We start from the raw sequence: 12,205 nt of genomic DNA on the forward strand, positions 1-12,205 counted from the left end.
GCCGCAATCTTCGCCAGCGAGCCGCCGAATTTGCCGACCGCGGTCCGCGCGGCCGATACGATCACTACATCCGTCATGTTCAATCCCTGCATTGAAATCAGTTCGTCGTTCCGACGCCGGCACGAGGCGGCTGCACGTGGCGATGGCGTGCGTCGGGCCATCCGGCGCGAGCGCGGTCGCATGCCGCCGCATGGCGGGCAGCATCCGTTCGCACCGGCGGCACGGCACACCGCGGCACGGGCAACCGTGCACGGTCGTCTTGCGGCGCACCGGGCGTTCGCCGGACCCCCGCGTGGCACACGCGGCGTCCGGCGCCATCCGGCGCCGGTCAATCGTGTCGCGCCTGCGCGCGACACGCACTCACGCGGTTACGCTGCCGATTCGCGCGCAGCCGCTGCGTCCTTGCGGGCAGCGGCCGCCGTCTGCTTGGCGCCGCGCGTGGCCGTTTCGCTGACCGCATCGAAGCCGCTCTGCGCCGCTTCGAGCGCTTGCCCCGTCGCCGCACGCACGGAGTCGGCCGCGGCGCTCGCCGCGGACAGCGCCGAATTCAGCGCGGCCACCACCGGCGCCGAGCCGGCCGGCGCATGCTTCGACAGTTCGCCGAGCACGTCCTTCAGGCGCTTGTCGTTCTGCTCGTACTGCGCCTGCGCGACCTTCGCCCATTCGGACTGCGTCGACACCGCGATGTCGAACAGATGGCGGCCGTACGACACGACCTTGCCGGCCGCTTCCTGCGGCGCGGCCACCTGCTGCGCGAAGCCTGCGGCCGGGTTGTTGCCGTTGAACGCGTTTTTCAGCTTGTCCTCGTATTCCTCGAGCGCCGTCCGGGCCGCCTGCAGGTTGAGTTCGACGACGGCCTCGAAACCGTGGATCGCCGGACGGGCGATCGCGAACCAGGCGGCGATACCGGATTGATAATCGGCGGCGAGTTTTTCGGGGGCAAATACGGACATCGGGCACGCTCCTGTTAGCAATGCGAGAGACGACTTGAAGAAAAATGGAAGCTTGATCGACAGCTGCTTCCTTATTGACAACCCGTCACCTTTTTGTGCACGGGCGGTTGAAGGAAGCCATTTTAGAGCGATTAATTGTCAATTAAGTGGCATTAATGATAGGTATAAACCCTTATTACCCTTTGGAGCGCCTGCCGAAGCCCCGGCGCGTCGACGTCGTGGTCGTGATATCGCCCGCTCCGACCCGCAATGCTTTTTTACCTTTTTACAGCATAGCGCAACATGATGTCGCGCAATATTTACCAATTCATTATTCTGTTTATTAGAAAACCGGCCCTCATTGGAAATTTAGCGACCACCCATGTAACCGTTTTTCCGGATTCTTTATGAAATCGTTTTCTACATTATTAATACCGAATTCAATAATCGGACGAATTACGGGAGCGATAAAAAAGGCCGCTTGAAGCGGCCCCGGTCGACGCGGTCGGGCGCGGGATCAGCCCGCCAGTTCGCGATGCAGCGCGCGAAACTCCTGCGCCAGCTTGTGCGTCGGCTCGAGATGGATCACCGGCGTCGACTGCTGATGCGATTCGCGGATCTTCACCGACGCGGACAACCGCGACGCGAGTACCGGCAGCCCTTCGTCGACGAGCTCGTCGACCAGCCGTTGCGGCAGACTCGCGCGCGGCTGGAACTGGTTGATGACGATCCCTTCCACCTCGAGCGCCGCGTTGTGGTCCTGCTGGATTTCCTTCACGTTCTCGAGCAGCGTGTACAGCGCGCGGCGCGAGAAATCGTCGCAGTCGAACGGGATCAGGCAGCGCTCGACCGCGATCAGCGCCGAGCGCGTATAGAAATTCAGCGCGGGCGGCGTGTCGATGTATACGGCGTCGTACATGTCGAGCTCGTTCAGCGCGTCGCGCAGCTTGTAGATCTTGTAGCGCGATTCGAGCTTGCCGTGCAGCGTGTCGAGATCCGGATGCGCGGGCATCACGTCGAGCCCGTCGAACGGGGTCGCGTGGATGAACGACGCGATGTCGACCGGACGGAAGTTGAAGGTCAGCGCGGTTTCGAAGAAACCGGCGACGCCCGGTTGCGCATCGGCCGCGGCGTCGCCGAGCAGGTAGCGCGTCGAGTTCGCCTGCGCATCGAGATCGATGACGAGCGTGCGCAATCCTTCGCTCGCACTGATCGCCGCCAGGTTGCAGACGATCGTCGACTTGCCCACGCCGCCCTTCTGGTTGAATACGACCCGCCGCATGGTGTCCCCTCGATCGAAACGTCGAAACGGCCAGCTTAGCCGGCCAATCATGGCGGCTGCGTGACGCAGGTCGAATTGGGCGCGAAGTGGACGCGAACTGGGCGCGGCACCCGTCACGTGCGCGGCGCCGCGCCCGATACGTACCGGTTGCCGGGCACACTCCACCGCCACGGCAGATCCTGGCCGACGCGAATGCCGATGCGCGGCCCGCCCGCCAGATCCGCGGGCGGCGCCATCCCGTCGTCGACGATCGCGAACCCGTCATGCGCGCCGACCAGGTCGACGCCGTCCTGCGCGCCGCCGATCCCCATCGCCTGCGTCAACCGCGCCGGCCCGCGGCACAGGTCGCGATCGCGCGTGCGCGGCGGCCGCGCCGCACGCATCCGTTCGAGCCCGTGCAGCGGCTCCAGCGCGCGGATCAGCACGCCCGTTCCCGCGCCGTCCGGGCCGCACACGCAGTTGCAGCACCAGTGCATGCCGTACGTGAAATAAACGTAGAAGTGCCCGGGCGGCCCGAACATCGTCGCATTGCGCGGCGTCTTGCCGCGATAGGTGTGCGCGGCCGGATCGAGCGCGCCCGCATACGCTTCCACTTCGACGATGCGGCCGGCCCGGCCGTCCGCGGCCGCGAGGATCTTGTTGAGCAGTTGCGGCGCCACCTCGGTGGCCATGCGGTTGAAGAATGCGCGCGGCACGATGGTGCCGAGCCACGCCGTCGGGGTCTTACTGCGCCGCATCGCGCCTCTCCGTCATCGTCGCGAGATGAAGCTCACGATATGCATCGACCGGATCGTCGAGCCCGGAGCGCGTAAACGAAGCAAGGCCCGAAAATCCGGGCCAAGCGACTGGCTTGACCCGGACATTCGGGCCCATCGTGATGCGGGGTGCGACTTGCGATCAAAACGGTTAGCGGAACATGCCACTGTAAAAAAATCTGCCAACCTCTTGAAGCGCCACAAATTCCAATGAACGATGATGGCCACTTGTAACGAACCGTCCAGCAAAGGTTAGGCAAGCTCTTTGCACGATGACCGATGCGATCGAAATCGTGAACCCTCGCGCCTCGAACGGCGGGGTGCTCACCACCGAATCGACTACGTCGCTCAAGGTTCATATCCTATAGGCAACGGTATACGATAACAAGCGCATCATGCTCTCGGCGTAGCGATCGCTTTTTGGCAGGGTTCAGTCGAAGATCAAGCGCTCCTGCAGGATCCCCGTGTCGAACGCTGCGCTAGCGCCTCGTCATTGAGCACAGCTTGCAAATCTCCAGTCCCAATCGACGTGCCGGTATTGCAGGCATGCATTTGGTGACGGTAGCTCGGCTCCCCAGACAGCAAGAGCCTGTCAGATTCAACTACTCACGACAAACGTCTGTTGAGTCGCTATTAGTGCGGCGCCACACGCGGTCTTCATCCCATCCAGCGCTACCGGTCGACCATCTATCGCATACTGGTTCGAACCCTGGACAATGGGAAAGACACCACTGCATTTCGGGCACGCAACCATGTGTCCAATACCTGCCGGTGGGCGACCGTTTAGGTCGGCACGCTCGAAGCCTTCGAGCACCAAGCCGCCGTGATCAGTTGAATCACCCTTGCGAATGATCGGCTTTGTCAATGCAGCCTCCGCGTCGCGCTATCTATCCGAATAACTTACGTAGTCCTTCAAAAATCACGGACCTCTCAATGTAACCAAAAGCAGAAATCGCGCACACAACACCAATGGCCGAGTACAGCAACAACATCTTGTTGATCGCCAACATGTCCGCCCACGATGCCTTCGTGAGCACTGCAAGAATAAGTGCAGCCGCAACTCCACCAGCGATGATAACCACAGGGAAAATAGCGCCTGATGGAATCACCGCCTTCACCCAAGCCATCGGATAAGACAAAACCATTGCCGAAAAAAATGCGACCACAAACGCAACGACGGCGAACAAAAGCGAGACAATCCCAAAGTCCCGAATGGAAAGAAGCCCAATCAACACTCCGCCCACAATTGCGGCTGTCAAGCTCGCCCCAAGCAACTCAGAGAATCTCACTTTTTATCTCCTTGACACCCCATATATTTAAATATGTTTGCATCGACTTTACCCCACAACGAATCAGCAGCCCATTCGTTAATCTTCGGGAGATATCCGGTTCCCTCGCCGTAAGTATGGATACTGATTGAATTACCGTCGTCCGATACCCATCGCCTGACAATCCCTGGTGAGAGCAAGTGGCGCCCTGGCTCGGTAACGTTGATTACCGTCGCACCACCATCCTTGACAACATGATGCACGTACCCTACCGGTAACGCAAAGCTTTCTTGTCCATTCTTGATGGGTTCCCCCGACGCACCGGGAGCAGGATATCGAAGCAATCCTTCAACTGCACTCTTGTAGTTGCACTTTGGATTCGTCTTTTGACAAGAATTAACCACATTGTATGAATGGAATCTCGTATTCGATTCATCAAACGACGGAACTCCATCTGCGTCAACACCGGTAACTCCATCCTTACCTGGCGTATACAACCCAAGCGGATCATATTCAGACGCCGGATTCGATTCGGCATATGCAAATTTGTTTAGACCACCAACAATCCCGATCGGGTCTTGATTAATGTACCGCCCTACTTGAGGATCGTAATACCGATATCGGTTGTAGTACAAGCCGGATTCCAGATCGCGATACTGCCCCGGGAATCGAATCGGATTATCAATTTCCTCTGCAATATGCATCCGCGCTTGACCATAGCCTTTGAGATCGACGGCCCACACCACCTTACGCTCGTCGTCGACCAGTTCTTGCGGCGTGCCCAAATGATCGCTTAGATAGTGATAGCGCTTACCACCCTCAAGCTTTGCCAGTGGCCCCTTGTGGTCTGGATGCGGAATATATGTAATCACCGAATCGTCTCGGGGCGACGCACCTGCCAACACTTCCTGCAGCATCCAATCGCCGTCCCAAGTGAACAACGTCGTTCGAGGTGCTTCGTTTGCAGGCGTGTGGATTTTCGCAATTCGTCGGCCAATTGCGTCGTATCTGTATTCGGTTCGAGTACCGTCAGCATGCTCAACGCCTGAGAGTTGATGCGCACCGTCGTACCAGTATCGCGTCGAGCGTGGCGCGGCCGTGATTTCCTGCCCGCCGGGAGAGTCCTGTCTCGACAATAGCCTACCAATCAGGCTCGATGCAGGTTGAGGAGGGGACGCTTCTCGCCCGGCTTGTACCGTCTGTCCGATCCGGTTGCAATGTCCGTCGTAAGTAAACTCGAATATCTGACGCCGGTGCAGTTCGCTCGGGCGCACGATGCAAAGCAGCAGTTTTTAACCTCGGACTCTAACTGCAGTTCGGACTAAAACCGGGGGCAGGTCAGTAAGCGTTCGCCGTTCTCAAGACGAACTTCACGAATTGCGTATCTGGTCACGCTAGGCTCCATTCGACGAACGGAACCCATTTTTTACCGATTAGGCACGTTCCGCCTAGATCGAATAATGTGTAAACGAAAAAAGACCCGAAGATCCAGGCTAAATCGTTGATTTAGCCTGGAAACTCGGGTCTATCCTTACACTAGGAACTAACGTTCCTCCTAGAACGGAATATCGTCGTCCATCTCGTCGAACCCGCCGCCTGCCGGCGCGCTCGGACGGCTCTGGCCGCCGCCCGCACCGCCACGCGCCGCGCCGCCGGCACGACCGCCACCGCCGCCGCGCTCCGCCTGCTCGCCGCGACCGCCACCACCACCGTAGCCGCCGCCATAACCGCCTTCGTCACCGCCGCCACCGCCGCCGCCCGAACCACCGCGGCCGCCGAGCATCTGCATCTGTTCGGCGACGATTTCGGTCGAGTAACGGTCCTGGCCGTCCTGACCCTGCCACTTGCGCGTACGGATGCGGCCTTCGATATAGACCGACGAACCCTTCTTCAGGTATTCGCTGACGATTTCCGCCAGACGGCCGAAGAACGCGACGCGATGCCACTCGGTCATTTCCTTGAAATCGCCGCTCGCCTTGTCCTTGTAGCGATCGGTCGTCGCGAGACGGATGTTCGCAACCGCGTCGCCGCTCGGCAGGTAACGGACTTCAGGATCGGCGCCGAGATTGCCGACGAGGATGACCTTGTTGACGGATGCCATGTGTTTCTCCAGTAAATTCGATGCGGGGCCGCCCGCGAAAGCCGTCTGAGCGGCCCGCCGGGCAAGCCGGCGAACGCCGCCCGCGCCTGCCCGACGATCAGATTCAGGCCTTGCGCGGCGGCGCTTTCATGCTGGCCGCGATTATAAGCCACGCGGCAACGAGCCCCGAACACGTGTAGAACACCGTGTTCGCGCCGCCGTGCTTGAGCAGCCAGCCGCCCACGATGCCGCCGAGCGCGAGCCCGATCGACTGCGTGGTGTTGTAGACGCCCGTGGCCGCGCCCTTGCGCGAACCCGGCGCAAGCTTCGACACGAGCGACGGCTGCGACGCTTCCAGGATGTTGAACCCGAGGAAGTACACGAACAGGATCGCCGCCACAATCAGAATGGTATGCGGTGCGCTGCCGAGCAACAATTGGCCGATCAGGATAGCTAGAATGCCGCCGAGCAGCACCGGCTTCATCTTGCCCCGCTTTTCCGCGACGATGATCGCCGGCACCATCATCACGAACGCGAGCCCCATCACCGGCAGGTAGACCTTCCAGTGCGCGGCGACCGGCAACCCGCCGTCCACCAGCAGGCGCGGCACGACGAGGAACAGCGCCGTCTGCGTCGCATGCAGCACCAGCACGCCGAAGTTCAGGCGCAGCAGTTCGACGTTGTGCAGCACCTCGGCGAACGGCGCGGGCACGTGCACGGGCTTGGCCGCGTCGGGCACGATCCACAGCACGACGCCGATCGCGAGGATCGACAGCACGCCGACGATCGCGAACAGCCCGCTCATCCCGACCCAGTGGAACACGATCGGCGCGCCGACGATCGCGACCGCGAACGACACGCCGATCGAGCCGCCGACCATCGCCATCGCCTTCGTGCGGTTCTGCTCGGAGGTCAGGTCGGCGATGAACGCGAGCACCGCGGACGACACCGCGCCCATCCCCTGGATCACGCGGCCGACGATGATCCACGTGATGTCGTGCGCGAACGCGGCGACGAAGCTGCCGAGCGCGAAGATCACGAGGCCCGTGGCGATTACCGGCTTGCGGCCGAACTTGTCGGACGCCCAGCCGTAGAAGATGTAGAACAGCGACTGCGTGACGCCGTAGGCCCCGAGCGCGATACCGACGAGCAGCACGTTGTCGCCGCCCGGGATGGTTTTCGCGTAGACCGAGAACACCGGCATGATCATGAACAGGCCGAGCATGCGCAACGCGAAGATCGCCGCGAGCGACGTGGTCGCGCGCAGTTCGGGCGCGGTCATGCGGGAAGACGTGGCAGACGGATTGGACATCGGGAATGAATTTCGAATGATCGGAATGTCCGCCCGGCGGCGGGCGGCGGAAGATCAGGACCGGCGGCCTGGCGGCCTTTCGGGCGACACGTCGGGGCCGGATGCAGGCGGCCTGCGGGCGGCCCGGAACGTGCGGCGCGACCGCTTTCCCCGGCGCAGGCGTCGCCTTGCTGCCACCTGCTGTAAAGGCTGAGGGCCGTAAACGACGGTCTCGAAAAGCCGTTATAGTAGCAGGTTTGGTTCCCTCCATTTTCGCCAGGTTCATGGAACAGATCCGTATCCGTGGGGCGCGCACCCACAACCTGAAAAACGTCAATCTCGACCTGCCGCGCCACAAGCTGGTCGTGATTACCGGGTTGTCCGGGTCGGGCAAGTCGTCGCTCGCGTTCGACACCCTTTATGCCGAAGGCCAGCGCCGCTACGTGGAAAGCCTGTCCGCATACGCCCGCCAGTTCCTGCAGCTGATGGAGAAGCCCGACGTCGACCTGATCGAGGGGCTGTCGCCGGCGATCTCGATCGAGCAGAAGGCAACGTCCCACAATCCGCGTTCGACCGTCGGCACGGTCACCGAAATCCACGACTACCTGCGACTTTTGTACGCACGTGTCGGCACGCCGTACTGCCCCGACCACGACATCCCGCTCGAGGCGCAGAGCGTGTCGCAGATGGTCGACGCGGCGCTCGCGCTGCCCGAGGAAACCAAGCTGATGATCCTCGCGCCGGTCGTCGCGAACCGCAAGGGCGAGCACGCGGAGCTGTTCGAGGAGATGCAGGCGCAGGGCTTCGTGCGCTTTCGCGTGCGCTCGGGCGGCGGCGCCGCGAACGAAGGCGTCGCGAAGATCTACGAGGTCGAGTCGCTGCCGAAGCTGAAGAAGAACGACAAGCACACGATCGACGTCGTCGTCGATCGCCTGAAGGTGCGCCCGGACATGAAGCAGCGGCTCGCCGAATCGTTCGAGACGGCGCTGCGCCTCGCCGACGGCCGCGCGATCGCGCTCGAGATGGATACCGACCGCGAGCACCTGTTCAGCTCGAAGTTCGCGTGCCCGGTCTGCTCGTACTCGCTGCAGGAGCTCGAGCCGCGCCTGTTCTCGTTCAACAACCCGATGGGCGCGTGCCCGGAATGCGACGGCCTCGGTCAGATCACGTTCTTCGACCCGAAGCGGGTCGTCGCGCACCCGTCGCTGTCGCTCGCCGCCGGCGCCGTGAAGGGCTGGGACCGCCGCAACCAGTTCTACTTCCAGATGCTGCAGAGCCTCGCGGCGTTCTACGAATTCGACATCGACGCCGCGTTCGAGGATCTGCCCGAAAAGATCCGGAAGGTGCTGCTGTTCGGTTCGGGCAAGCAGACGATCCCGTTCTCGTACATCAACGAGCGCGGCCGCACGACGATCCGTGAGCACGTGTTCGAAGGGATCATCCCGAATCTCGAGCGCCGCTACCGCGAGACCGATTCGGTCGCGGTGCGCGAAGAGCTGTCGAAATACCAGAACAACCAGCCGTGCCCGTCCTGCGACGGCACGCGCCTGCGCCGCGAGGCACGCCACGTGCGGATCGGCACCGGCGACCATGCGCGCGGCATCTATGAAATCAGCGGCTGGCCGCTGCGCGACGCGCTCGGCTATTTCGACGGGCTGACGCTCGAAGGCGCGAAGCGCGAGATCGCCGACAAGGTGATCAAGGAAATCGTCGCGCGCCTGACGTTCCTGAACAACGTCGGTCTCGATTACCTGTCGCTCGAGCGCAGCGCCGAAACGCTGTCGGGCGGCGAGGCGCAGCGGATCCGGCTCGCGTCGCAGATCGGCTCGGGCCTCACGGGCGTGATGTACGTGCTCGACGAGCCGTCGATCGGGCTGCACCAGCGCGACAACGACCGCCTGATCGCGACGCTCAAGCATCTGCGCGACCTCGGCAACTCGGTGATCGTCGTCGAGCACGACGAGGACATGATCCGCACGGCCGACTACGTCGTCGACATGGGCCCCGGCGCGGGCGAGCACGGCGGCGTCGTGGTCGCCGAAGGCACGCCGAAGCAGGTGCAGTCGAACCCTCAATCGCTGACCGGCCAGTACCTGCTCGGCAAGCGCGTCATCGAGTACCCGGACGAGCGGCTCGCGCCCGATCCGGAACGGATGCTGCGCATCGTCGACGCGCACGGCAACAACCTGAAGCACGTCGATCTCGAGCTGCCGGTCGGGCTGCTGACCTGCATCACCGGCGTGTCGGGCTCCGGCAAGTCGACGCTGATCAACGACACGCTGTATCACGCGGTCGCGCGCCACCTGTACGGTTCGGCTGCCGAGCCGGCGCCGCACGAGGCGATCGAGGGCCTCGAGCACTTCGACAAGGTGATCAACGTCGATCAGTCGCCGATCGGCCGCACGCCGCGCTCGAACCCGGCCACGTACACGGGCCTGTTCACGCCGATCCGCGAGCTGTTCTCGGGCGTGCCGACCGCGAAGGAGCGCGGCTACGATCCGGGCCGCTTCTCGTTCAACGTGAAGGGCGGCCGCTGCGAATCGTGCCAGGGCGACGGCGTGCTGAAGGTCGAGATGCACTTCCTGCCGGACGTCTACGTGCCGTGCGACGTCTGCCACGGCAAGCGCTACAACCGCGAAACGCTCGAAGTGCAATACAAGGGCAAGAACATCAGCGAAGTGCTCGACATGACGGTCGAGCACGCGTACGAGTTCTTCAGCGCGGTGCCGGTCATCGCGCGCAAGCTGAAGACGCTGCTCGACGTCGGCCTCGGCTATATCCGCCTCGGCCAGTCGGCCACGACGCTGTCGGGCGGCGAGGCGCAGCGCGTGAAGCTGTCGCTGGAGCTCTCCAAGCGCGACACCGGCCGCACGCTGTACATCCTCGACGAGCCGACCACCGGCCTGCACTTCCACGACATCGCGCTGCTGCTGGAAGTGATCCACCGGCTGCGCGACCAGGGCAACACGGTGGTGATCATCGAGCACAACCTCGACGTGATCAAGACGGCCGACTGGGTGATCGACCTCGGCCCGGAAGGCGGCGCCGGCGGCGGCCAGATCATCGCGCAGGGCACGCCCGAGCAGGTCGCGAAGACGAAGGCGAGCTTCACCGGCAAGTACCTCGCGCCGCTGCTCAAGCGTCCGACCCGCAAAGTCGCGGCCGGCTGACCCCGGTCCGCCGGTTCCCCCCTTCCCCGCGCGCGGCACCCCGGCCGCGCGCGCGTCGACGGCAGGCCGCCCCCTCGTTTTCCCTTCTGCGTTTACACCACGCGCCAAACGGCCCGTTTGCGGACCATAATGGCAGCTATACTTTACGGTCGTAAGGTTCGCCATCCGCACCAATCCGGTGCGGCGCCTGGCGACCGGCATCGGGCGACCGGCGCTCTGCCTCGCACTGCGCGGCACGACACACCGACGACAGGAATCCACGATGGAGAAGCAACAAGAGTCGCGCGACACGCAGAACCGCGAGCCGCACCTGCGCAGTGTGCGGCTGACGAGCGACTTGAGCCTGCCGAAGCTGTCGGCGCTCGAGATCGGCAGCTATCTCTTCGCGCTCGCCATGATGTGGCTCGTCCTCGAGCTGCGGCTGCTCGGCGGGATGCTGGCCGGCCTGCTCGTCTATCAGCTGATCCACACGATCGCGCCCGTGATCGAGCGCCATACCACCAGCATGCGCGCGCGCTGGGTCGCCGTCGTGCTGCTGTCGATCGCGATCGTCGGCGGGCTCACCGGCCTGACGATCGGCATCATCGAGCATTTCGAGCACACGGTGCCGAACCTGCAGAGCCTGCTCGACCAGTTGATGCAGATCGTCGAGCAGACGCGCGCGCGCACGCCGGCGTGGATCGCGAACCTGCTGCCCGTCGACGTCGAACAGATGAAGACGAAGGCGGCCGTGCTGATGCATTCGCACATGGACCAGCTCCAGCAAAGCGGCAAAAGCGTCGCGCGCGGCTTCGGCCACGTGCTGTTCGGGATGGTCATCGGCGCGATGATCGCGATCGGCGTCGAGCAGGGCAAGGTGCGCCGGCCGCTGTCGACCGCGCTCGTCACGCGCGTGTCGCGCTTCGCCGATGCGTTCCGCCGCATCGTGTTCGCGCAGATCAAGATCTCCGCGATCAACGCGGCCTTCACCGGCATCTACCTGCTCGTCGCGCTGCCGATCTTCCACCAGCGGCTGCCGCTGTCGAAAACGCTCGTGCTGGTCACGTTCATCGTCGGCCTGCTGCCAGTGATCGGCAACCTGATCTCGAACACGCTGATCGTCGCGGTGTCGCTGTCGGTCAGCATGGGCACCGCGATCGCGTCGCTCGCGTTCCTCGTGGTCATCCACAAGCTCGAATATTTCCTGAACGCGAAGATCATCGGCGGCCAGATCGAGTCGCGCGCGTGGGAGCTGCTGCTCGCGATGCTGATCATGGAAGCCGCGTTCGGGCTACCGGGCGTGATCGCCGCGCCGATCTTCTATGCGTACCTGAAACGCGAGCTGCACCTGCTGCGGCTGATCTGAAGCCGCCCGCTCGCCGACGGCGATAAAAAAAACGCCGCGCCCTTCGGGGCGCGGCGTTTTTGCTCGTGGAGCCGGCCTTTCG

10 protein-coding genes are annotated in these 12,205 nt (G+C 63.0%); 2 read left to right on the forward strand and 8 right to left on the reverse strand.

Features of this window, described 5'->3' with window-relative positions; genetic code table 11:
• Positions 1-368 precede the first annotated feature (368 nt).
• From phaP to WS96_RS05485, 8 genes are all read right to left on the reverse strand, one after another.
• Complete coding sequence (gene phaP, locus WS96_RS05460; protein WP_059506684.1) at positions 369-953, reverse strand: TIGR01841 family phasin; 585 nt, start codon at positions 951-953, stop codon at positions 369-371.
• Positions 954-1,449: 496 nt separating this feature from the next.
• A complete protein-coding gene (locus WS96_RS05465) occupies positions 1,450-2,214 on the reverse strand; it encodes a ParA family protein (protein ID WP_034208399.1) in 765 nt (254 codons plus the stop codon).
• Positions 2,215-2,327: 113 nt separating this feature from the next.
• Complete coding sequence (locus WS96_RS05470; RefSeq protein WP_059831112.1) at positions 2,328-2,951, reverse strand: DNA-3-methyladenine glycosylase; 624 nt, start codon at positions 2,949-2,951, stop codon at positions 2,328-2,330.
• Between the two features lie 616 nt (positions 2,952-3,567).
• Complete coding sequence (locus tag WS96_RS31905) at positions 3,568-3,834, reverse strand: PAAR domain-containing protein (RefSeq protein WP_089456946.1); 267 nt, start codon at positions 3,832-3,834, stop codon at positions 3,568-3,570.
• 22 nt (positions 3,835-3,856) lie between these two features.
• Positions 3,857-4,258: a hypothetical protein gene (locus WS96_RS05475; RefSeq protein ID WP_059831114.1), complete on the reverse strand. Its 402-nt coding sequence runs from the start codon at positions 4,256-4,258 to the stop codon at positions 3,857-3,859.
• Positions 4,255-5,154 (reverse strand): RHS repeat domain-containing protein, encoded by a 900-nt coding sequence (locus WS96_RS34745; RefSeq protein ID WP_156443584.1) that lies wholly within the window; start codon positions 5,152-5,154, stop codon positions 4,255-4,257. Before WS96_RS34745 ends, WS96_RS05475 begins: the two co-directional genes overlap by 4 nt.
• A gap of 638 nt (positions 5,155-5,792) precedes the next feature.
• A complete protein-coding gene (locus WS96_RS05480; protein ID WP_059831115.1) occupies positions 5,793-6,338 on the reverse strand; it encodes a single-stranded DNA-binding protein in 546 nt (181 codons plus the stop codon).
• 103 nt (positions 6,339-6,441) lie between these two features.
• A complete protein-coding gene (locus WS96_RS05485; RefSeq protein WP_021162585.1) occupies positions 6,442-7,629 on the reverse strand; it encodes an MFS transporter in 1,188 nt (395 codons plus the stop codon).
• 263 nt (positions 7,630-7,892) lie between these two features.
• Here WS96_RS05485 and uvrA point away from each other — a divergent pair, with 263 nt between their 5' ends.
• Positions 7,893-10,778 (forward strand): excinuclease ABC subunit UvrA, encoded by a 2,886-nt coding sequence (uvrA, locus tag WS96_RS05490; protein ID WP_034208404.1) that lies wholly within the window; start codon positions 7,893-7,895, stop codon positions 10,776-10,778.
• Between the two features lie 262 nt (positions 10,779-11,040).
• Positions 11,041-12,123: an AI-2E family transporter gene (locus WS96_RS05495; protein ID WP_059831117.1), complete on the forward strand. Its 1,083-nt coding sequence runs from the start codon at positions 11,041-11,043 to the stop codon at positions 12,121-12,123.
• Positions 12,124-12,205 lie beyond the last annotated feature (82 nt).

This window comes from Burkholderia sp. MSMB1835, from assembly GCF_001526365.1.
GTDB lineage: Bacteria > Pseudomonadota > Gammaproteobacteria > Burkholderiales > Burkholderiaceae > Burkholderia.